Source organism: Halomonas litopenaei (assembly GCF_003045775.1).
Classification (GTDB): Bacteria; Pseudomonadota; Gammaproteobacteria; order Pseudomonadales; family Halomonadaceae; genus Halomonas; species Halomonas litopenaei.
Genome location: NZ_PXNS01000006.1, coordinates 263581 through 286665 on the forward strand (window position 1 = coordinate 263581; position 23085 = coordinate 286665).

Below are 23085 nucleotides of genomic sequence, written 5' to 3' on the forward strand. Positions count from 1 at the left end.
CCCGACGTCGGGATCCCCATGCAGCCCCAGCCCGCCTTTCTGCTCCACAAGCGTCCCTACCGCGAGACCAGTGCATTGGTCGAACTGCTGACCCTGGACCACGGGCGTGTGCGCGCCGTGGCCCAGGGCGTGCAGCGTCCCGGTAGTCGCTCGCGCAGTCAGATGCAGCCGTTCGCGCCCCTGCACCTGACCTGGCAGGGCGATCGCGAGCTCAAGCGGCTGCGATTGATCGAGTCCCGTGGCCCGGCGGCGATGCTCGCCGGCGAGGGGCTGCTGTGCGGTCTCTACGCCAACGAATTGCTGACCCGCCTGCTGCCGGTGGAGTTGCCGGTGGGGCAGGTGTTCGCCTTCTACACCTCGGCGCTGGACGAGTTGGCGACGCCGGCCTCCCGCGCTGCGGCCCTGCGTCGGCTCGAATTTGCGCTACTCGATGCGCTGGACGCCGCGCCGCGTTTCACCACGCCCGACGGTGGCGGCCTGGATCCCCAGCGGCGCTACCGCTTCGAGCCCGGCAGTCGGGCCTTTGTCGTCGCAGAGCGCGGCATCGACGGGCGCACCCTGCGCCTGCTGGCCGGGGCCGACTGGGGCGAGGCCGGGCTCGCGGGGCCGGCCAAGGCGCTATCGCGTGCGGCCCTGGCGCCGCTGCTGGGCGACCGTCCGCTGCGCTCCCGTGCGCTGATGGTTGCCATGGCCGAGCGGCGCCGCCAGGCGCGCTGACCCTTGTCGCCCTGGTGCCGCTGCTGGGCGACCGTCCGCTGCGCTCCCGTGCGCTGATGGTCGCTATGGCCGAGCGTCGCCGCCAGGCGCGCTGACCCTTGTCGCCCTGGCACCGCTGCTGGGCGACCGTCCGCTGCGCTCCCGTGCGCTGATGGTCGCCATGGCCGAGCGTCGCCGCCAGGCGCGCTGACCCTTGTCGCCCTGGCACCGCTGCTGGGCGACCGTCCGCTGCGCTCCCGTGCGCTGATGGTCGCCATGGCCGAGCGTCGCCGCCAGTCTCGCTGACGCTTCAGCGCGCTGATATCGCCTGGCCGCGGGTGACCGCCGGCCTGTCGGCGGTGCTACCATAGGGCTCGTCTTTCATCCCCATGACGGAGAACCTTGATGCATCCCCCTCGACTGCTGCTCGGCGTCAACATCGACCATATCGCGACCCTGCGCCAGGCCCGCGGTACCCGCTATCCCGACCCGATTCAGGCGGCCCTGGTCGCCGAAGAAGCCGGCGCCGATGGCATCACCGTCCATCTGCGGGAAGACCGCCGTCATATCCAGGAACGCGACGTGCGCCTGCTGGCCGAGGTTCTCAACACCCGCATGAATCTCGAGATGGCCGTGACCGAGGAGATGCTGGCGCTGGCCGAAGAGGTACGTCCGGCCCACGTTTGTCTGGTGCCGGAGAAGCGTGAGGAGCTGACCACCGAAGGTGGCCTGGACGTGGTCGGCCAGTTCGACGCCATCGAAGCCGCCTGTCGCCGACTGGCCGCCGTGGGGGCAGAGGTATCGTTGTTCATCGATCCCGATCCGGATCAGATCGCCAGCGCCAGGCGCGCCGGTGCTCCGGCCATCGAGCTGCACACCGGCGCCTTCGCCGAGGCCGATAACGACAGCGATCGGGCTCGCGAGTACCAGCGCATCGTGGCCGCCGCCGAAATGGGCGTCGAACTCGATCTGATCGTCAACGCCGGTCACGGCCTGCACTACCACAACGTCGAGGCCATCGCCGCCATCCCCGGCCTCAACGAGCTCAATATCGGTCACGCCATCATCGCCCGGGCGCTGTTCGTCGGCCTCAAGGAGGCGGTGGCGGAGATGAAGCGACTGATGCTGGCCGGCTACGAGGCGGGGCTGGTCGCGGCCATCGACGAATTTGAGCAAGAGCACGAGCATGAGCACGACCATCAGCACTGAAGTGTCGCCGATGTCAGCGCCGGCTCGAGGAGGTCTGTCTGTCGGGACCTTGCCCGGGAATACCGGGTCTGTCGGAGCCCTGGCATGATCCTCGGCATCGGCACCGACATCGCGCGGATCGAACGCTTCGATGCGGCCATTGCGCGCCATGGCGCGCGCTTCGCCGAGCGCATCCTGGGGCCGCTGGAAGCCGAGCGCTACACCGAGGCGCCACGGCCTTCGGCCTTTCTGGCCAAGCGCTTCGCCGCCAAGGAGGCCTGGCTCAAGGCACTGGGCACCGGTCTTCGCCATGGCATGCGCTGGACCGAGATACAGGTGGTCAATGATCCCCTGGGGCGGCCGGAGCTGGTGGTCTCGGGGGAAGCGCTACGTCTGGCCGACCAGGCGGGCGTCGGCGCCTGTCACCTGAGTCTCAGCGACGAGAGCGATGTGGCACTGGCCTTCGTGGTGCTCGAAAGGCGTTGAGCGCTGCAGGGGGGCGCGACAGTTGCCCGCGTCGGCTAAACCGGTCCCTTCAGTGGGGTTTCTCCGCTGTCCTGCTGCCAGCGCTCGACCTGGGTCATGGCCTGCTCCAGGGTGGGCAGCAGCGGACGAACCCCGTCGATCCCGCGTGAGCGAAGTCGGGTCTCGAGGGTTTCCACCAGCAGCGCCATGCGCGGTACACCGCAGTAGCGGCAGGCGCCGTTGAGGGCGTGGATGCTATCGAGCAGGGCCTCTTCGTCCTCGGCCGCCAGCGCCGCCTCGATCTCTCGACGGGTCTCGTCCAGCGATGCCCCCAGGCTCGCCAGCAATTGCCTGGCCAGCGCTTCGCGCCCACCCGCCAGGCGGGTGCCCAGGGCGATGTCGATGTCGGGCAGGTCGTTGCCCTGGTCATCGCTGTTGTCACGGGTCTGGCCCTGGTCCTTGCCAAGGTCCTTGCCAAGGTTCTTGCCATGCTCCTTGCCTTGCTCCTTGCCATGGGCCTGGTCTGGGACAGCCGGCTCGACCGAGTCATCAGCGTCACTGGCGTCCTGTCGATACTTGTCGGAGACCGGCGAGTTTGGCGCCGGGGTCGTCTCCGTCAGGCCGCTGCCCAGCCTTTCTCTAAGCAGGCGGTCGAGGCACTCGGTGTCGAGTGGCTTGATCAGCACATCGTCCATGCCGCTTTGCAGAAGCGCTCGGCGCTGGTGTTCCAGCACGTGGGCGGTCACCGCGATGATCGGTCGCTTCGCCCAGGCGGGGCTGAGTTGGCGGATCGCCTGGGTCGTCTCCACACCATCCATGCCACCCATGCGAATATCCATCAGTACCATGTCATAGAGCTGCTGCTGGGCCAGCGCCAGGGCTTCTTCCCCACTGGTGGCCAGGGTCACGCGACGCTCGGGGCCTTCCACCAGTTCTCGCAGCAGCAGGCGGTTGGTCTCACTGTCATCGACGATCAGCAGGCTGGCCATAGAGGTTTGCGTGTCCGGCGAAGGCGGCGGGGTCTGTGAGTTGTTCCACTGGGGCGGTGCAGCCGGGGCCGCTGTCGACGTCTCGTCGGGCACATAGGGCTGGCGAGACGGTAGCGCCGGCGGGGACGTCGGCGCAGGCAGGCTCGGCCTGTGGCGAGTACCGGCGAGGGCGCCCTCCACCGCTTCCGCCAGGGTCTGGCGAGCCAACGGCTTGGACAGTACGCTCGAGCCATCGGGCAGACCCAGTCCGGGCACATCCGGAAGTCCTGCATTGATCAACAGCAGGGTGGGGCAGTTGCGCTGCCTGAGTCGTGTGCGCAGCTCGCCGATGCGGCCCTCTTCGAGCTCCTCGATGGCGATGGCTTCCAGTGCCAGCGCGGCCTGCTGAGGGCTCGCCACAACCCGGGCGTCCCACTGTTCGAGCATATGCAAAAGGGCCCTGCGGGTGGGGCCGTGGGGTTCCTCGACAAAGATCGAGGCCTGGTCGAGCGCCAGTTCGGGCGCACGCACCTGGCTTGCGGTGCTGGTCAGGGGCAGGGTGAAGTGGAAGGTGGAGCCGTGGTCGAGGGTGCTGTCCACGCCGATGGTGCCGCCCATCTGCTCGATCAGTTGCCGCGAGATGGCCAGCCCCAGGCCGGTGCCGCCGTACTGGCGACTGTGTCCGGCGGTGGCCTGGCGGAAGGCCTGGAACAGTCGACGCTGCTGGCTGTCACTGAGGCCGATGCCGGTATCGCTGACGCTGATGCGCAGGGTGAAGCGCTCGTGACGGGACTGTTCGACCATGACCCGCACGATGATCTCGCCGCGGTCGGTGAACTTGATGGCATTGTTGACCAGGTTGGTGATGATCTGGCGCAGTCGCAGCGGATCACCGGTGATTTCCGCCGGTACGTCGTCATAGATCAGGCTGAGCAGCTGCAGGCCCTTCTGCTGGGCCAGTGGCGCCTGCAGCCCCAGCACCTCGTCGACCAGCGACTGGAGGTCCACCGGCACCTGTTCCAGCACCAGACGACCGGCTTCCAGCTTGGAGAAGTCGAGCACATCGTTGACCAGCGACATCAGGTTGTCGCAGGCCCGTTGCACCTGGTCGAGCCACTCGCGCTGACGCGGGTCCAGCGACGAGCGCCCCAGCAGCCGGCAGAAGCCGATGATGCCGTTGAGCGGCGTGCGGATCTCATGGCTCATGTTGGCCAGAAACTCTGACTTGACCCGGTTGGCCTCCACCGCCTGGCGATGGGCCATGTCGAGCTCGATGTTTTGCACCTCGATGGTCTCCATGGACTCCTGAAGTTCCGAGGTGGCGTGTTCGATCTGCTGCTGCAGGTCTTCGCGCGCCCGCGCCTGGTGGTCGATCAGGGCGTTGACCCGGCGCCCCAGCTCGGCCAGCTCCAGCGGGTGGTCCAGCGGCAGGTGGTGGGGCTGGCGGCCGGTGGCGAGCTGGTCGAGCAGGTGGGCGATGTCATCCAGCGGCTGGGTCAGGCGGCGGCCCAGGGTGAAGGCCACCAGAAACAGCAGAAGGCCGCAGACCAGCAGGATCATGGCGCCCCTGGCGATATCGCTGTAGGTGGCGAGCAGCAGCAGCGAGGCGTCGATATCGAGGATCAGGTAGGCGCCGTCCACGGCATTGATCGGCGTCGTCAATACCCACTGGCGATAGTGCTGGGTCAACAGCCCCTGGCCGGGAGCCTCGACGTTCAGGGCTTCGGCCCGCAGTCGACCGAGTTCAAGCACCACCTGATCCTGCTGCACCAGGCGCAGGGCACGGACGCTGGGGATATCCATCAGGCGATTGGCAGCCGCCTGAACGCCGGCGATATCGTCCAGCGACAGGGCTTCGCCCATCTCCGGTGCCACCAGCCGCGTGGCGGTAGAGAGGTTTTCTTCCATGGCGGCCTCGCGCAGGCCATGGTCCTGATACAAGGCGAGGCTGATCGCCAGCCCCAGCAGCAGCAGCGGCAGCCCCACGAGGGCTAGCATCAACCGTGTTCTCAAACTCATAGGCGCTGCGTTCCTGGCCGGGAATAGGCGCGGACGAAGAGCGGCCACCGCCGCCTCGTACGTCTCCATGTCACCCCATGGGACCATGCCTGTCCAGTGGCGAGGGGCGTCGATATAATGGCGTCAGATGACGTTACAAGGAAAGTCTTATGGAATTCCCCTACCTCGACCAGCTGGTCGGCAAGACCCCGCTGGTCCGCCTCAAGCGCATCGGCGCCGGGCGCAACAATGTGCTGCTGGCAAAGCTCGAGGGTGACAATCCGGCGGGCTCGGTCAAGGATCGGCCGGCCCTGTCGATGTTCGACGAGGCCGAAAAGCGCGGCGAGATCGCCCCCGGCGACACCCTGATCGAGGCAACGTCCGGCAATACCGGCATCGCCCTGGCCATGGTCGCGGCGATGAAGGGCTATCGCATGGTGCTGATCATGCCTGAGAACGCCTCCAGCGAGCGCAAGCAGGCCATGGCGGCCTACGGTGCCAGGCTGATCGAGGTCAGCAAGGAAGGCGGCATGGAAGAGGCCCGGGACCTGGCCGATACCATGGTCGCCCGAGGCGAGGGCAAGTCGCTGGACCAGTTCGCCAATCCCGACAACCCGCTGGGTCACTATCGCACCACCGGCCCCGAGCTGTGGCAGCAGACCGACGGTCGGATCACCCACTTCGTCAGCTCCATGGGGACCACCGGCACCATCATGGGGGTGTCGCGTTACCTGAAGGAGCAGCGCGGCGACATCGAGATCATCGGCCTGCAGCCCGAGGACGGCGCCAGCATCGCCGGGATTCGTCGCTGGCCCGAGGCCTACCTGCCGAAGATCTTCGAACCCCAGCGGGTCGATCGGGTACTGGACATCGGCCAGTACGAGGCCGAAGAGCACATGCGCCGACTGGCCCGGGAAGAAGGAATCCTGGCGGGGGTGTCCTCGGGAGGCGCCCTGGCCGGGGCGCTCAGGGTGGCCGAAGAGGTCGAGAACGCGGTGATCGTGTTCATCGTCTGCGACCGGGGGGACCGTTATCTCTCCACCGGTCTGCTGGCGCCGGAGTCCTGAGGTGGCTGGACTGGGAAAACGCCGTCCGCCGCGTCAGCGCTCCGGTGTCTCGGGGCTTGCTCACAAGCGCCCGTCGGACACTCGCCGGGCCTACCAGACCGACACGTCCGATGAGCTGCCCGACGTGCTCGAGATTCAGGGGCTGTCCCACGATGGCCGCGGGATTGCCCGTTCGCCCGCCGGCAAGACCCTGTTTGTCGAGGGGGCCTTGCCCGGCGAGCGGGTCAGGGTGGCGGTGCATCGCACCCGCAAGCGCTACGACGAGGCCCACCTGCGTGAGCTGATCGAGGCCGCGCCGACCCGGGTGACGCCGCCCTGTCCCTACATCGAGCGCTGTGGCGGCTGTGATCTGCAGCATCTGGAACTCGACGCCCAGCGTCGTCACAAGGCCGTCGTACTGTCGGAGCTGCTAGCCCGTCAGGGCGTCGAGGTCGACCTCGAACGCATCGAGGTGCTGGCCAGTGATGACGTCGCCTATCGCCGCCGTGCGCGCCTGGGCGTCAGGGTCGATGCCGACGGCGGCATCCATCTGGGCTTTCGCGCCAGGCGCAGTCACCGGCTGGTATCGGTGGAGAGCTGCACCGTTCTGGTGCCGGAGCTGTCGTCGCTGCTGGCACCGTTGCACCAGCAGCTGGCGAGCCTCGAGGCGCCACGCCAGGTCGGCCATCTGGAACTGCTGGCCAGCGACGGCCAGGTGACCCTGGTGATCCGCCAACTGCGCGAGCAACCCGCGGACCTGGCTCGCTGGCGTGCATGGGCCGATGAGCGAGGCATCGCCGTCGGCGTGCTGGCAGGCCGTGAACAGGTGCGCTTCGAGTGGCTGGTGACCCCGCCCCGAGGACTCCAGGTGACGGTCCCGTCGGCGCGTGGCCCGCTCAGCCTCGGCGTCGGACCGAGCGACTTCCTGCAGGCCAACGCCCAGGTCAACCAGCGCATGATCGAGACCGCGCTGGATTGGCTGGGGACACCTCGCCGGGTCGATGAACCCCTGCTGGATCTGTTCGCCGGGATCGGCAATTTCAGCCTGCCGCTGGCGGCGTCGGGCTACGCGGTGAGCGCGGTGGAAGGCTCGCCGGAGATGACCTCACGCCTGGCCGACAACGCCGCGGGCGCGGATCTGGACGTCGCTGCCCTCCAGGGCAACCTGCATGACGAAGGGCAGGTGGCGAGGCTGTTGCGTACCCATGATGCCGAGGTGGTGGTACTGGACCCACCAAGGGAAGGGGCCGAGGCGCTGTGCCGGGCACTGGCCAAAAGTACGGTGTCCCGGGTCTTGTATATTGCCTGTGATCCCGCCACGCTTTCTCGCGATGCGGCACACTTGTTGCAGGGAGGTTATCGTCTGCAACGGGTCGCCATGGCGGACATGTTCGTGCACACCTCGCACCTCGAGTCGATGGTACTGTTCGAACGCCAGGGGCCGTCGCCACGCCAAGGAGTCAGGAAAGATGGTTAAAGTGCGGGAAGACCAGCCGTTGACCGCGGATGGTCGGGTCGATATCGATCAGTGGGTCGCGCGGCTGCAGGACGACGTCAAGCTGGCCGACGCTGATGAACTGGTCGAGGCCTGCCAGCTGGCGCAGTCGCTGGAGCAGGCCTCCGAGCGGCCCCACAAGTCCTGGTTGAAGGACGGCTCGAGCTTTCGCATGGGCCTCGAGATGGCCGATATCCTCGGTGAGCTGCGCCTGGATCAGACCGCCATCGAAGCCGCCGTGCTGTATCGCGCGGTGCGTGAGAACCTGATCAAGCCCGAGCAAGTGGCCAAACGTTTCGGCCGCGAGGTGGCGAGCCTGATCGAAGGCGTGCTGCAGATGGCCGCGATCAGCAATACCCAGGCCACCACTGCCGGCCTGCAGCAGCAGGATCAGCAGGACAACCTGCGCAAGATGCTGGTCAACATGATCGACGACGTCAGGGTGGCGTTGATCAAGATCGCCGAGCGCACCTGCGCCCTGCGCCAGGTCCGCGATGCCCCGCGCGAGAAGCAGGTGCGGGTCGCCCGCGAAGTGTTCGACATCTATGCCCCGCTGGCCCACCGCCTGGGCATCGGCCACCTCAAGTGGGAGCTCGAGGACCTGTCCTTCCGCTACCTCCACGAGGACGACTACAAGACCGTCGCCCGGCAGCTGGCCGAGAAGCGACTGGATCGTGATCGCTACATCCAGGAGGTGGTGGAGACCCTGAAGTCGCTGATGTCGGCCCAGGGCATCCACCAGTTCCAGGTGGACGGTCGGGCCAAGCACATCTTCTCTATCTGGCGAAAGATGAAGCGCAAGCGCATCGACTTCTCCCAGGTTCATGACGTACGCGCGGTGCGCATCCTGGTGCCCACGGTGCAGGATTGCTACACCATGCTCGGCATCGTCCACTCGCGCTGGCACACCGTGCCCGACGAGTTCGACGACTACATCGCCAACCCCAAGAAGAATGGCTACCAGTCCCTGCATACGGCGGTCATCGGCCCCGAGAACAAGGTGCTGGAAATCCAGATCCGCACCTTCGCCATGCATGAAGAGGCCGAACTTGGGGTCTGCGCCCACTGGCGCTACAAGGGCCACGATACCAATGCCCGCAGCGACAGCTACGAGGAAAAGATCGCCTGGTTGCGTCAGGTGCTCGAGTGGCACGAGGAGATCGGCGAATTCGGCGACCTGCGCGAGGGCCTGACCAGCGACGTGGCGCCGGATCGCATCTATGTGTTCACCCCGGACGGTCACGTCATCGACCTGCCCAGGGTCGCCACCCCCATCGACTTCGCCTACCGCGTGCACACCGAGGTGGGCCACCGCTGTCGCGGCGCCAAGGTCAACGGTCGCATCGTGCCGCTGACCTACAAGCTCAAGACCGGTCAGCAGGTCGAGATCCTGACCGCCAACAAGAGCGCCCCGAGCCGTGACTGGCTCAACCCCAACCTGGGTTTCGTGCGCACCTCCCGGGCCAGGGCCAAGATCCAGTCCTGGTTCAAGCACCAGGCGCGTGACCAGAACCTGGAAGAGGGCAAGGCGCTGTTCGAGCGCGAGATGAAGCGTCTCGACGTCCACGACATGGACCTCGCCACCCTGGCCCAGAAGGTCAACTACGCCAATGCCGACGACATGTACGCCGCGCTTGGCGCCGGCGACCTGCGTATCGGTCAGGTGCTGCACCAGGCCCAGCAGCTGTTCGGCGACAGCGACGAGCAGGAGCACCTCGACCGGTTGCTGGCCAAGCCGCGTCAGAAGCCGGCCAAGACCCCGGACGGCGAGATCACCGTGCTGGGCGTCGGCAACCTCAAGACCAACATGGCCAACTGCTGTCATCCGGTCCCCGGCGAGCCGATCGTCGGCTTCATCACCCAGGGCCGTGGCGTGTCGATCCATCGCCAGGACTGCCCCAACATCCTGCAGCTTAGGGTCGACGAACCCCAGCGGGTGATCGAGGTGGAGTGGGGCGAGCGCTCCAGCAGCCAGTACCCGGTGGATATCGAGATCCAGGCCTGGGACCGCTCCGGCCTGCTGCGTGACGTCACCGCCGTGCTCGGCCAGGACAAGGTCAACGTGCTCTCGGTCAATACCCTGACCAACACCGACGACGGCATCGCGCGCATCTCGATCACCGCCGAGGTGGACGGCCTGGAGACCCTGGGCCGGCTGTTCTCCCGCATCCAGCAGTTGCCCAATATCATCGAGGTCAAGCGCAAGCGCGGTCAGGGAGGGCGTCGCACATGAGCCGGCGCTATTCCATCGATGACCTGCTGACCCTGATGGCGGTGCTGCGGGACCCCCAGCAGGGCTGCCCCTGGGACGTCAAGCAGCACTGGGACACCATCGTCCCCCACACCCTCGAGGAAGCCTACGAGGTCGCCGACGCCATCGAGCGACGCGCCTTCGACGAGCTGCCGGGGGAGCTCGGCGACCTGTTGTTCCAGGTAGTCTACTACAGCCAGTTCGGCAGCGAGGAAGGGCGTTTCGATTTCCATGACGTGGTGCACACGCTGACCGACAAGATGCTGCGTCGCCATCCCCACGTGTTTCCCGACGGCACCCTTGAATCCCGCCGCCAGGGCGTCAGTGCCGCCGAGGTCGAGACCCGTCAGGTCCACTCCCGCTGGGAGGCGCTCAAGGCCGAGGAACGGGAAGGACGCAGCGGCCCGCAGCAGGGCGAGGCCGAAGCGGTGGTTTCTGTCTCGGCGCTGGATGACGTGCCGCGGACCCTGCCGGCGCTTAGTCGCGCCGCCAAGCTGTCCAAGCGCGCGGCCCGGGTGGGCTTCGACTGGCCGGACACCGACGGGGTGCTCGACAAGCTCGAAGAGGAGCTGGGCGAGATTCGCGAGGCGCTCTCGGCCGGGGATCGCGACCACGCCGCCACCGAGGTGGGCGACCTGCTGTTCGCCACCGTCAATCTGGCGCGCACCCTGGGCGTCGACCCGGAAGCCTGCTTGAGAGGCACCAATCAGCGCTTCGAGAGCCGCTTTCGCCATATGGAGCGGTCCCTGGATGCCCAGGGCACGCCGCTCGGCCGGGCCTCGCTGGAGCGCATGGAAGAGCACTGGCAGCAGGCCAAGCGTGCCGAACGCGCCGAGCCGTCCGATCCGACCATGGACTGACGAGGCCGGCCAGACCCTATCGATAGCAAGGCGGGGCCGCACGCTCGGGACCCGCTGGACACCACACCCAAGGAGACCCCATGAGCCACGATCTGCACGAATCCTTGCGCGATAACGTCCGCATCCTCGGCGACAGCCTGGGACGCACCATCGCCGATGATCTCGGACCCGAGTTCGTGTCACGCATCGAGACGATTCGCGGACTGGCCAAGCGGGGCCGCCAGGGCGAAGAGGCCGGCCAGCAGGAGCTGATCGAGTACCTGCGCCGGCTGCCGGAGAAGGACCTGCTGCCGGTGACCCGGGCGTTCAACCAGTTCCTCAACCTGGCCAACATCGCCGAGCAGCACTACCGTGCCCGCTTTCGTCGGGTCGAGGACTACAAGCCGGGGATGCAGCCGGTGCTCGGTGAGCTGCTCGAGCGCGCCCGGCGCGAGGGCCACTCGTCGCGCACCCTGGTCGAGACGCTGGCCAACATGCGCGTCGAGCTGGTGCTGACCGCCCATCCCACCGAGGTCATCCGGCGCACCCTGATCCAGAAGTACGACGCCATCGATGACTGCCTCAGCGCCATCGAGTCCTCCAGCGAGTACCCCGAGCGTGCGGCCCGGGCCAAGGGGCGGCTCGAGGAGCTGATCAGTCAGGCCTGGCACACCGACGAGATCCGACACGACCGGCCGACCCCGGTGGACGAGGCCAAGTGGGGCTTTGCGGTGATCGAGAATTCACTGTGGCAGGCGGTGCCGGACTTCCACCGGGACCTGGATAACCTGCTGCTGGAAAGCGCCGGCGAGCGTCTGCCGCTGGACGCCGCGCCGCTGCGTTTCGCTTCCTGGATGGGCGGCGATCGCGACGGCAACCCCAACGTCACCGCCCGGGTCACCCGGGAGGTGCTGCTGCTGGGCCGCTGGATGGCGGCGGACCTGTACCTGCGGGATCTCGAGCAGCTCAAGATCGAATTGTCCATGTGGAGCACCAACAGTGCCCTGCGTGCCGAGGTCGGCAACGTCGCCGAGCCCTATCGCGAGCTGCTCAAGCGTCTGGTGGCGAAGGTCGAGGCCACCCGCGACTGGGCAAAGGCCGAACTCGACGGCAAGAGCTATGACGGCGGGCCGATCATCGAGACCCGGGACCAGCTCTATGCGCCGCTGCTGGCCTGCTACCGTTCGCTGTGCGACGTCGGCCTGGACACCATCGCCAACGGTGTGCTGCTCGATACCCTGCGCCGTGTGGCGGTATTCGGCGTCACCCTGACCAAGCTCGATCTGCGCCAGGAGGCCAGCCGCCATGCCCTGGTGATGGAAGAACTGACCCACGACCTGGGCCTGGGCAACTACCGCGAATGGAGCGAGGAGCAGCGCCAGGCCTTCCTGCTGGCGGAGCTCGAGTCGACCCGGCCGCTGATCCCGCGGCGTTGGGAGTGCTCCGCCGAGACCCGTGAGACCCTGGACACCTTCCAGGTGGTCGCCGCCGAGCACGGCGAGGCGCTGGGCACCTACATCATCTCCATGGCCGCGCAGCCTTCGGACGTGCTCACCGTGGCGTTGTTGATGAAGGAGGTGGGGGGCCGTGTCGGCATGCCCATCGCACCGCTGTTCGAGACCCTGGACGACCTCAATCGCGCCGGCGACGTCATCGATCGGCTGCTGGCGCTGCCCGGCTACCGCCAGTTCGCCGGTGATAGCCAGGAGGTGATGATCGGTTACTCCGATTCGGCCAAGGACGCCGGCCAGCTGGCGGCGGCCTGGGCCCAGTACCGCGCCCAGGAGGCGCTGGTCGATGTCTGTGAAAGCCACGGTGTCGACCTGACCCTGTTCCACGGCCGCGGTGGCACCGTGGGCCGTGGCGGCGGTCCGTCCCACGCCGCCATCCTGTCCCAGCCCCCAGGCTCGGTGAACGGCAGCCTCAGGGTGACCGAGCAGGGCGAGATGATCCGCTTCAAGTTCGGCCAGCCCGATATCGCCCTGCGCTCCATGGAGATCTACGCCTGCGCGGTACTGGAGGCGTCGCTGCTGCCGCCGCCCAAGCCCAAGCCGGCCTGGCGCGACGAGATGGACCGCCTGGCCGAGATCGCCCACGGTGCCTATGTCGGTGTGGTTCGCCAGGACCCCGATTTCGTGCCGTACTTCCGTGCGGTCACCCCGGAAGGGGCGCTGGGCCGCCTGCCGCTGGGCTCACGGCCGACCAAGCGGCGTCAGGACGGCGGCGTCGAGACCCTGCGCGCGATCCCCTGGATCTTCGCCTGGACCCAGATCCGTCTGATGCTGCCGGCCTGGCTCGGCACCGGCGAGGCCTTCGCCACCCGCCTGGCCGAGCCCGGCGGACTCGAGGTGCTGCAGGAGATGCGCGAGCAGTGGCCGTTCTTCGGCACCTACCTGGACATGCTCGAGATGCTGCTGGCCAAGGCCGACGTGGAGCTGGCCGCCTACTACGAGCATCGCCTGGTGGACGAGCCGAGCCTGGAGGCCCTGGGCAACCGCCTGCGCGAGCGTTTCGGCAAGCTCAACGAGGAACTTCTGAAGATCCTCGATCAGCAGGAGCTGCTCGAGAAGACGCCGCTGATTCGCCAGGCCATCGAGGTGCGCAACCCCTACATCGACCCGCTGCACGGCCTGCAGGCCGAACTGCTGCAGCGTAACCGCGACGCCGACGGCGCCATCAGCGCGGACCTGTCCCGCGCCCTGATGGTGACCATGGCGGGGATCGCCGCTGGCCTTCGCAACACCGGCTGACGCCACCGCGAGCGATACCCTGAACACCCAGCGCCCGGCCAGATGGCCGGGCGCTGGCGTCTTGGGTGAGCGTATCGGTTGGGTGTGTCGGTCGGGCGTTTCGGGATGTGTTGTGGATGCCGACGTTTCAGTCGGACGAGCTCGACCGATCGCGCTTGAGCCGTCGCATCAACCAGGACTGGCTGACGCCAAGGCCCTGGGCTGCCTTGCGGGTGCTGCCGGCGCGGGACAGAGCGTCATCGATGGCCTGGCGTTCGATCTCGGCCAAGCGCTCGGGCAGGGGGCGGGAATCATCCAGTGGCAGCGACAGAGCCCCGTCGCTTGGGCCGTCGTCTTGCAAGGAGCTCTTGCGCGAGCCGTTGAGGGAAACGCGGTCGGCAAGGCTAGCGGGCACAAGCTCCGGGTGGTCGAGGGCGAGATCGTCGATGCCGATGGTGTCGTCTTCACAGAACACGCTGAGGCGCTCGAGCAGGTTTTCCAGTTCTCGCACGTTGCCGGGCCAGGAGTGGTGGGTCAGCGCCCTCAGCGCGTCGCGCTCCAGGGTGATACGGCGCTTGTGGCGGCGGGATATCCTGGCCAGCAGCTGATTGGCCAGACCGGGGATGTCCTCGGCGCGCTCGCGCAGCGGTGGAATCTCGATGGGCACGATATTGAGTCGGTAGTACAGGTCGGCGCGGAAGCTGCCATCCCGCACCCGGGCGGCCAGGTCGGCGTTGGTGGCGGCGACGATGCGTACCTCGGCCTTGCGCGGCTTGCCGCCCAGCGGGTGGTACTGACGTTCCTGCAGCAGTTGCAGCAGTTTGGGCTGAAGCGTCAGCGGCAGTTCGCCTATCTCGTCGAGAAACAGGGTGCCGCCCTCGGCCAGGGCCACGTAGCCGACCCGCCCGTCGCGATGGGCGCCGGTGAAGGCGCCGCTCTCGTGGCCGAACAGCTCGGCTTCCAATAGGGCCTCGGGGATCGCCGCGCAGTTGACGTGAATCAGCGGCTTGTCAGAGCGCGGGCTGAACTGGTGCAGGCGATTGACCAGCCAGCTCTTGCCGACGCCGGTCTCGCCGCTGAGCAGCACCGTGGTGTCACTGGCGGCGGCGCGCTCGAGGCGCTCCAGGCACCGGCGATAGCGCGGGCTGCGGCTGGACGAGGCGGGACTGGCCTCCGTTGCTACCTGCTCCTGACGGATACGCTTGAGCTGATGCATGACGTGATCGAGCAGCGCCTGGGTGGTGTCCGGCGAGCGCGAGGCCAGTACGTCGCGGTCCAGGTTGCGGGCCTGGACCAGCACCGCATCGGGTTCACCGGAAGGGTCGCCGCCCAGGTGAAACAGGCTGCCGTTGACCAGGTAGTCCTTGCCGCGATAACGGTGGACCACGCTGACCGGTCGCCGCTCCTCGATCACGAAGCGGGTGACCGAGGGCGAGAACACACCTTCCTCCTCGAGCCGGTAGACGTCGCTCTGGTAGAGGTGCTCAGCGCTGGCATCGAGCTGTGACAGGCTCGCCTGGTTGACCCACAGCGGGCGTCCCTTGAGGTCGGTGATGAAGATGCCGTCCTCGAGGGCGTTGAGGATGGCCAGTAGCTGTCGGGGCATGAGGGGGCCGTGGTTCATCGAGGCTCCAGGCAGGGTCCAGAACGTCAATGGTGTGCCGGGAGCGCGTGTTAGTAAAGCCAGGCCGGCGCCTCACGGCGCCGGCCTGGTGGATCAGTGACAGCAGCGGTGACGGTGGGCTCAGGTCCCCAGCTTGCTGAACAGATAGCCCCACAGCGCGCCTGCGATGATCACGAACAGCACCATGATGCCCCACACCTGGCGGTATTCGCGCACCAGCTCGCGGGCGCCATCGGGGCGGGCCAGGATGTCGCGGATGGTGGTATCGGACAGTCGCCTTGCACGAATGTCGTCGAACACCTTGAGCTCGTACTCGGAAGGCTGGCTCTTCAGTCCCACCGCGATCAGCGCCAGGGTGCCGAGCAGGATGGCCACCTGCAGGTTGTCGATATGCAGCGGCAGGCTGATCAGGCCGTGGCGCTCGAGTTCGCCCACCACGATGAAGGTGATCGAGCCCACCAGCATGCAGGCCAGCGCGGCGTTGGCGTTCATCCGACGCCAGTGCATGGCGGCGACGATGGTCGGCAGCCAGGCCACGGCAAAGATCGCGCCGGCGTAGATCGAGATCCAGTAGATGCCCGCCGGGCGCGAGATCGCCACGGCGCACACTACCAGCGCTACCACCGCCTGGGAGATGCGGCCGAGTACCACGCCCTTGCGTTCGCTGACCTCACGGTCGAACAACTTCTCGTAGAGGTCGCGGGCCAGGGCGAAGCCGGTCAGCACGAACAGTGTCGAGGCGGTGGACATGATCGACGCCATCAGGCCGGCCAGGCCGATACCGGCCAGGGTCGGGTTGGTGTGTTCCATGAAGCCGACGATCATGGCGCGGTCGGTGGGCTCGATGCCGGGCTGGATCACCTGCATGGCGCTGGCCGCCAGAAACACCAACAGCTGCATGGCAGGGGCGAAGAACACGCCGATCACCGCCACCTTGAGGATGACGAAGTCGTTCTTGGCCGGAAAGACGCGGGACACCAGCGCCGGGGTGCAGGCAAAGAACAGGATCCACACCAGGAACTGGGAGATCGACCAGCCCAGCGGGCGGTCGTTGGCGCCCCCCACGGTCCAGAAACCGGGCAGGGTCTCGCCGAGGCCCTTCATCGCCTCGAAGCCGGCGTCGCCGATCAACATCGGTGCGATGACGAAGGCGATGGCCAGCATGGTGAAGAACATCATGGTGTCGGTGTAGACCACCCCGTACATGCCGGACAGCGAGCAGAACGCCAGCAGCGCCAGGGTGAAGGCGAAGATGATCACCGGGAAGGGGATATCGATGATCTCGGCCAGCACCAGGCCGGCGCCGATCAGCTGGATGATGCCGTAGCCGAGCAGGCCGATCACCATCAGGATCAGTGCGACCACGCTGACCCACTTGTTGTTAAAGCGGTAGTCGAAGAAGTCCATCATGGTGCGGCAGTTCAGCGCCTTCAGCTTGCGACCGATGAACACCACCGCGATCAGGGTCCCGACCCAGGCGCCGAAGGAGCCCAGCGCCGCGATCACCAGCGGGCCTTCGCTGTAGGAGATGCCGGCGATCCCCATCAGGGTCACGGCGCTGAGGAAGGTGGCGGCCAGGGTGCCGACGATCAGCAACGTCGAGCCCTGCTCACCCATGACGTAGAAGTCGTCCTTGTTCTTGATACGGCGTGCCAGCAGGGCCGCCACCGCCACGTAGGCGGTCAGTACGATGGCGAAGATGGCCAGGGTCATGACAGGTCTCTCAGGTCAGATGAAGTCTTGTTGTGGTTGGTGGTGTCGGCCGAGGAGGAAGCCGCCGCCTCGTCCTTCAGGCGACGAATGGTCGGCCGGTATTCGCGCAGCAGGATGACGCCGACGATGACCACCGACAGCGCGGTGGTCAGAAAGGCGTTGGCAAACAGCAGCAGCACATGGGAGTTGATGTCCATAAGATATCTCTTGTTGTGAATGGCCTGAGCGTCCGGGGAGCGAGTCGGCTGATCGGGCAAAGGGCCTTTGATGCTATTCCGACTCGATGAATCGAAATCGATTCATTGCGTGTTGTTCAGGGCGCTGATGGCGATCTCAGTCGCGCTCGGCGCGTGCCAGCACCGCGTCGCACAGCAGTTGGGTGCCCAGCGCGCAGTGCTCAGGCTCGGCGTATTCGGCCTCGTTGTGGCTGATGCCGTCGCGGCAGGGCACGAAGATCATCACCGTGGGGGTGACGTGGGACAGGTGCACGGCGTCGTGCCCGGCACCGCTCATCATGCAGGGGGCATCGAGCTCGCGCGCCTTGACGGCCTCGCGCAGGGAGTCGATCAGGGCGTCGTCGAAGGGGGTGACCGGAGAATGCCAGCGGCGCTCGAACGTCAGCTCCACGCCCTCGGCGTCGGCGGCGTCCCTGGCCAGACGTTCCAGTTCGGCATCCAGTGCATCGAGGCGTTCGTCGCTGACGTGGCGCAGGTCCAGCAGCAGGCGGACCTCGCCGGGGACCACGTTGCGCGAGGGCTCGACCACCTGGAAGTCGCCCACGGTCAGGCGCGCAGCGCCGTCCGGATCCGCCATGACCACCTCGCGCATGCGCTGGATCATGGCGGTGGCGGCGAGCAATGGGTCACGGCGATAGCTCATCGGCGTGGGGCCCGCGTGGGCCGACTGACCGCGCAGGCTCAGGTCGTACCAGCGGATGCCCTGGACCCCGGTGACGATGCCGAGGGGATGGCCCTGCTCCTCGAGCACCGGGCCCTGCTCGATGTGCAGCTCGAAGTAGGCGTCGAGTTCGGGTTCGCCCAGGGCCAGATCGCCGGCCTCACCGCAGGCCGCGATGGCCTCGCCCAGGGTGACGCCCTTGCTGTCGCTGGCGCCGAAGAAGGTCGCCTCATCGAGGCGGCCGGTCCAGACGCCGCTGCCGCCCATGGCCGGGGCGAAGCGGCTGCCTTCCTCGTTGGTCCAGACGATCAATGACAACGGTCGGCGGGTGGTGATGGCGTTGTCGTGAAGGCTGCGCAGCACCTCCAGGCCCGCCAGTACCCCCAGCACGCCGTCGAAGCGTCCGCCCAGCGGCTGGGTGTCCAGGTGGCTACCCATGGACACCGGGGGCAGGTGGTCCTCGCGTCCGGCACGCCGGATAAACAGGTTGCCGGCCTTGTCACGCTGCCAGGTGCAGCCCAGCGCCTCGACCCAGTCCAGCAGCAGACGGCGCCCGTCGGCATCTTCAGGGGTCATGGCGAGGCGGCGGCTGCCGCCGTTGGGGGAAGGGCCGACCTCGGCCATCTGCATCAGGCTGTCCCACAGGCGGTTAGCGTCGATATCGATGGAGCGGTGGGGGATCGATGACATGGCAGGAGATTCCTTGTGATTTGGTGTTATGCCAAACCACGAAGCTATTCTCATGCCGTACTCAGAAAAATGTCTTTAAAACAAACGCATAAAGATGAGGTGTGGCGCAAGGCGACGTCAAAAGTCACTGCGTGTAACGCGAGCGAGTCGATTCCGACTCGGTTTGCCGGCGGTGCTAGGCTCAGTCCGAAAAGTCGACGAGCGAAGGTTAGACAAGGCAAAAATCGGTGAGACAGCGCAGTTTACGGGGTGTAAATGAGCATGTTGACCGGGCTGGCGCACCAGCCGATTTTTAACGCCGTATTACCGAGCGCAGGCACTTTTCAGACAAGCCCTAGAAGGGGAGGTGGAACGAGGCCGTAATCATATTCAGATGCTCAAGTTCGGGGTCATTGACCTCCTCGAACTCGACCTGGCCGATCCAGCTGCGGGTCATCCAGCGGGCCCCGAGACCCTGGACCCGGGTGGAGCCACTGGTGGAATCGAAGGTGTTGCGACCGGTGACCGGATCGCTGACCCACTGGGCCATGCCGGTCTTGCCGTAGACGCCGAAGTGGCCGACTCGGAAGCCGGCGACCAGGCTGCCCCCCAGGCTGGTCACGTCCTGGACATGCTGGCTGTCGCTGGAAGACATGGGTACGTCATCGCTTTGTCGATAGCGCAGCTCGGCCCCCAGGTCCCAGCCGCTTTCCTGCTGTGGCGCCATGCCGGCGGTCAGGCGGAAGCCGGAGGTGTAGCCGTCGGGGGTGTGGACCTTGTCGCCCTGCACCAGGACGCCGCTGTCGAGCCTGACGATTTCCTGGCCCATGCCGGAGAAGGCCGGGGTGGCCGAGTGGGCGGCGTCATTGTCGGCCAGCGGGTCGGCAGCGTCTTCGCTCGCCAGCACAGGGGCCGAAAAGGCGACAAGGGTCAGTGCCGCAAGCAGGCCCGCCAGCAAGGTGTGCGACGTGGGGCGTCGAGCGGGGAGAGAGGGCAAGCGACAAGCAGTCATCATGGTTGTCCTGGCGGAATAGCCTCCGCGGGTGGCACCTGATCGATCATGCTTCGGTTTTACTCAAGGGCTCGGCTCTCAATTCTAGACTCAGCCAACTTAAATCTCAGCAACCTCAGCTCTCACCTTGGCTCTCAATCTTGACGCGGCTCATTTTGACCGAGTTTTGAACGAGGCTGATCGAGAACACGGCGCAGTGTGAACGCAGCTCGTAGTGAACATGGCTCACAAAGGCAAGACCGCATGCGGGGACACGGACTTGTTCGAGGGCCGGCCCGGCAAGGTGATTCGAGTCGATATTCAGGTGGGAGTCGAATCACTGCCAACCGTTAAAATAGCAATCGCTTTTGTGTACCGCCAGCCTGGGCTTGCTCGTTTCAGGCATTCAGAAAGCGCCAATGCGCGTCGAGCTGGGGGCAAGGGAGGCCCAGGCGTGTGGCGGCCTCGCGCAGCGGGCCGAGGATGGCGTCGTGTTCGGTGGGCCTGCCTGCCTCGATATCCTGCAGCATCGAGGCACGGTTGGCGGCGGTCCGCTCGATGACCTGCCAGACCAGGGCGCGCCAGGCGCGGTTGCCATCGTTGACGTCGCTGGAGGGCACGTCGCTGGAGGGAACGTCGATGGCGGGAGCGGGAATCTCCAGTGCCGCCAGTATCTGCGCCACCTCGTCGACGGTGGCGTCGACCATGTCGCGGTAAGGATGCCCGCGCAGCTCGCCATTGCGTAGTCGGTAGCGTGCCACCAGGGGGTTGATGGCGGCGTTCACCGCCAGCTTGTGCCACAGCCGGGTGGCGATATCGTCCACCGCCTCGGTGGCCAGGCCGGCGGCGCTCAGGGTGGTGGCCAGCGAACTGGCCAGGGCTTGGGTCTGGTGGGCTTGGGTCTGGAGAGCGTCAGTCCGGAGGGGTTGGGTATGGGGGCCGTGGCCTTCGCCTGGATGGCCGTCGAGGCCGCCGTCGAGATGACCGATGACGGTCTGACCCTGGCCGGCGTGGACGACGCTGTCGTCCGCCCTGATAAAGGCGCCCTCGGTGGTGGAGGCGCACAGCACCGGCCCGCTCCAGGTATCGGTCAAGGGTCGCTGCACGCGCAGCCCGTTCTGCCACAGCACCAGCGGTGTGGCGGCAGGCAGATGGTCGGCCACCGCAGCGAAGGCTGCCCTGGCGGCGTAGGCCTTGGTGGTCAGCATGACCTGGTCGACATCGACGCAGGCAAGGCGTGGCTCGGTGGTGGTGGCCAGTTCAAGGCGCTGGGTCGTGCCATCCGGTGAGGTCAGGGTCTGGATCGTCGGCAGCGGTCGTCGCCCCAGCAGGCGCACGCTCTGGCCGCCAGCGGCAAGCCGACAGGCCAGTAGGCGGCCGATGGCGCCGGGACCGATGATCAGTGTGGTCATGTGGTGCTGCCTTTACGGGAGGGGCGGCGTTTACGCCCGGCGCTGCGGCGTGGCGAGTTGGTGCGGCGGCCTCGCTTGCTGGCGGGGCCGGCTTCCGGCGACTCGCCCTGGGCGGCGCCGAGGGCGGCACTCAGCCGCTGACTGTCGGCGCTGCCCACCAGCGTGCGAAGGTCCTCGACCAGCTGGGCGACGAAGGGTTCCGGTTCGGCCTGGGCTTCGGCGATGCCTTCCAGCCGCTGTTCCCACAGGGCGGTGCGCTCCGGGCGGCTGACCGCTTCGGGCAGCGAGTGGATCAGACCCACCCCCAGGCGTGTGGCGCGCAGCGCCTTGGCCTTGCGCACCAGATAGTCGCGCTCCAGCAGCGTCTCGATGATGCCGGCACGGGTGGCCTCGGTACCCAGACCGTCGGTTTCCCTGAGGGTGCGGCGTACCTCGGGGTCCTCCACGTAGCGGGCGATATTCATCATGGCCTTGATCAGGCTGGCATCGGTAAACGGCTCCGGTGGGCGCGTCTCGCGCTGTTCGACCTGGGCCTCCAGTGCCTGACAGGCCTCGCCCTCGACCAGCGCCGGCAACGGCGGTGGCTCGTCACGGGTGGTGAACAGGGGCTTCCAGCCGGGCACCAGCAGCGTCTGGCCGGAGGCCTGGAAGCGCTCGTCCAGCAGGCGGAACTCGGCCTTCACCTCCTGGGTTTCCAGCGCCGGATAGAACTGGGCCAGCACGTTGCGCGCGATCAGACGGTAGACGTCGGCTTCCTGACGCGACAGGCGCTCGGCAACGAAGGGCTTGCCGGTGGGGGCAAGAGCGTGGTGGGCGCCGACCTTGGCGTCGTCGAAGGCGCGTGAGCGAAGCCCCATGTCGGCGTTGGCCAGCCAACCGGACAGGGTGGTGTCATCGCGACAGGCGCTGGCCAGTTGGCCCGGCAGGCTCGCCAGGTGTTCACGCGGCAGGTAGCGACAGTCCGAGCGCGGATAGGTGATCAACTGATGGCGCTCGTAAAGGCGCTGGCAGATGTCCAGCACCGCCTTGGCCGAGAGCCCGTGGCGGCGTGCCGCATCGACCTGCAGCGCCGACAGAGAGTAAGGCAAGGGCGGCGGCTGGCGACGACGACGGGAGTCCACGCTGCTCACCTGGCCTTCAGCACCCGGCAGGCGCTCTGCCAGCGTCTGAGCAGGAGCGGCGTCGAGCAGTCGACCGCGCTCGTCCAGGCGATGGGACTCGCCGGGGACCCACCAGGCCTTCAAGGTGCCGGCGCCGACGCGCAGGTGAGCCCACAGCACATAGAAGGGGTAGGGCGTGAAATGACGGATCTCCTCATCGCGGCGCACCACCAGGCCGAGCACCGGCGTCTGCACGCGCCCCACCGACAGCACGCCATCGTGGCCCGCCTGGCGGCCGATCAGGGTCCAGGCGCGGGTCAGGTTGATGCCGTACAGCCAGTCGGCGCGGGCGCGGGTCTGGGCGGCGCGGTAGAGCGGGTAATACCTGGCATTGTCCTCGATCCGCCCGAGTGCTCGAGCCACCGCAGGCCGGTTGAGGTCGTTGATCAGCAGACGCTGGACGGGCCCCTTCCAGCCCAGGTGCTCGATCACCTCCTGGACCAGCAGCTGGCCCTCGCGGTCGGGGTCGCCGGCGTGCACCAGTTGGCGTGCCTGTTTCAGGCGCGCACGAATCACCGACAGCTGACCGCGGGCCTTGGGCCTGGGCACCAGCTTCCACTGACCGGGCACGATGGGCAGGTGGTCGCGTCGCCAGGGCTTGAAGGCCGGGTCGTAGGCATCCGGCGGCGCCTGCTCCAGCAGGTGGCCGAGGCACCAGGTGACCTCGGTGTCGCCGACGGACAGGTAGCCGTCTTTTTTCTGTGCTGCCCCGGGCAGCGCCTCGGCGATGGAGCGAGCCAGGCTCGGTTTTTCCGCAATGATCAATCGCATAGCGCACCGGTGCGGGTGAATCGTCTGGATATTCTTCCAGTATGTGTGATGAGATGCCAGGTGTACCATGGAGTGAAAAGTGTACAAGTCCTATATCATTTTTGTGTGCAGATGCGGGTAAGGTGACCGTCTTGTGACGCGCTATCCTCCCGGTGAGGCCAGCGTTGCCAGCA

The 23085-nt window shown here is 66.9% G+C and carries 16 protein-coding genes; 8 read left to right on the forward strand and 8 right to left on the reverse strand.

From position 1 onward, the window contains the following. The first annotated feature begins 18 nt into the window (after positions 1 to 18). The 3 genes from recO (at position 19) to acpS (ending at position 2370) form a co-directional block, all read left to right on the forward strand. The gene (gene recO, locus C6W88_RS12740; protein ID WP_108132702.1) at positions 19 to 717 is read left to right on the forward strand and encodes a DNA repair protein RecO; all 699 of its coding nucleotides are present in this window, start codon (positions 19 to 21) and stop codon (positions 715 to 717) included. A 384-nt stretch (positions 718 to 1101) separates the two neighbouring features. Next, a complete protein-coding gene (pdxJ, locus tag C6W88_RS12750) occupies positions 1102 to 1905 on the forward strand; it encodes a pyridoxine 5'-phosphate synthase (RefSeq protein ID WP_108132703.1) in 804 nt (267 codons plus the stop codon). A gap of 84 nt (positions 1906 to 1989) precedes the next feature. Further along, positions 1990 to 2370, forward strand: a complete 381-nt coding sequence (acpS, locus tag C6W88_RS12755; RefSeq protein WP_108132704.1) for a holo-ACP synthase — start codon at positions 1990 to 1992, stop codon at positions 2368 to 2370. 35 nt (positions 2371 to 2405) lie between these two features. On the opposite strand, the gene C6W88_RS12760 is transcribed toward acpS, so the two are convergent. Further along, entirely contained in the window at positions 2406 to 5336 is a 2931-nt protein-coding gene (locus C6W88_RS12760) for an ATP-binding protein (protein ID WP_181248639.1), read from the reverse strand. A 149-nt stretch (positions 5337 to 5485) separates the two neighbouring features. On the opposite strand from C6W88_RS12760, the gene cysM reads away from it, so the two are divergent. The 5 genes from cysM (at position 5486) to ppc (ending at position 13696) form a co-directional block, all read left to right on the forward strand. Then, complete coding sequence (gene cysM / locus C6W88_RS12765) at positions 5486 to 6382, forward strand: cysteine synthase CysM (RefSeq protein ID WP_108132706.1); 897 nt, start codon at positions 5486 to 5488, stop codon at positions 6380 to 6382. Between the two features lies 1 nt (position 6383). Then, positions 6384 to 7838 carry a TRAM domain-containing protein gene (locus C6W88_RS12770; protein ID WP_108132707.1) on the forward strand — a complete coding sequence of 485 codons (1455 nt, stop codon included), beginning with the start codon at positions 6384 to 6386 and terminating at the stop codon, positions 7836 to 7838. Next, positions 7831 to 10089 carry a GTP diphosphokinase gene (gene relA / locus C6W88_RS12775; RefSeq protein WP_108132708.1) on the forward strand — a complete coding sequence of 753 codons (2259 nt, stop codon included), beginning with the start codon at positions 7831 to 7833 and terminating at the stop codon, positions 10087 to 10089. The genes C6W88_RS12770 and relA overlap by 8 nt, the downstream gene beginning before the upstream one ends. After that, positions 10086 to 10967 (forward strand): nucleoside triphosphate pyrophosphohydrolase, encoded by an 882-nt coding sequence (gene mazG / locus C6W88_RS12780; RefSeq protein ID WP_108132709.1) that lies wholly within the window; start codon positions 10086 to 10088, stop codon positions 10965 to 10967. The genes relA and mazG overlap by 4 nt, the downstream gene beginning before the upstream one ends. Before the next feature lie 80 nt (positions 10968 to 11047). Next, positions 11048 to 13696 (forward strand): phosphoenolpyruvate carboxylase, encoded by a 2649-nt coding sequence (ppc, locus tag C6W88_RS12785; protein WP_045993191.1) that lies wholly within the window; start codon positions 11048 to 11050, stop codon positions 13694 to 13696. A 127-nt stretch (positions 13697 to 13823) separates the two neighbouring features. Here the strand turns inward: ppc and C6W88_RS12790 are convergent, their stop codons facing one another. The 7 genes from C6W88_RS12790 to C6W88_RS12820 all read right to left on the reverse strand — a co-directional run bounded on the left by C6W88_RS12790 (position 13824) and on the right by C6W88_RS12820 (position 22912). After that, complete coding sequence (locus C6W88_RS12790; protein ID WP_108132710.1) at positions 13824 to 15299, reverse strand: sigma-54 interaction domain-containing protein; 1476 nt, start codon at positions 15297 to 15299, stop codon at positions 13824 to 13826. A 120-nt stretch (positions 15300 to 15419) separates the two neighbouring features. After that, complete coding sequence (locus tag C6W88_RS12795) at positions 15420 to 17012, reverse strand: sodium:solute symporter family protein (protein WP_108132711.1); 1593 nt, start codon at positions 17010 to 17012, stop codon at positions 15420 to 15422. Next, a complete protein-coding gene (locus C6W88_RS12800; RefSeq protein WP_045993193.1) occupies positions 17009 to 17209 on the reverse strand; it encodes a hypothetical protein in 201 nt (66 codons plus the stop codon). The genes C6W88_RS12795 and C6W88_RS12800 overlap by 4 nt, the downstream gene beginning before the upstream one ends. A gap of 136 nt (positions 17210 to 17345) precedes the next feature. Next, a complete protein-coding gene (locus C6W88_RS12805) occupies positions 17346 to 18599 on the reverse strand; it encodes a M20 family metallo-hydrolase (RefSeq protein WP_108132712.1) in 1254 nt (417 codons plus the stop codon). A gap of 334 nt (positions 18600 to 18933) precedes the next feature. Further along, positions 18934 to 19593, reverse strand: a complete 660-nt coding sequence (locus C6W88_RS12810; RefSeq protein WP_146164656.1) for an outer membrane beta-barrel protein — start codon at positions 19591 to 19593, stop codon at positions 18934 to 18936. Positions 19594 to 19967: 374 nt separating this feature from the next. After that, positions 19968 to 20981, reverse strand: coding sequence for a ketopantoate reductase family protein (locus tag C6W88_RS12815; RefSeq protein WP_108132714.1), 1014 nt, complete (start codon positions 20979 to 20981; stop codon positions 19968 to 19970). After that, positions 20978 to 22912, reverse strand: a complete 1935-nt coding sequence (locus C6W88_RS12820; protein WP_108132715.1) for a DNA topoisomerase III — start codon at positions 22910 to 22912, stop codon at positions 20978 to 20980. Before C6W88_RS12820 ends, C6W88_RS12815 begins: the two co-directional genes overlap by 4 nt. Positions 22913 to 23085 lie beyond the last annotated feature (173 nt).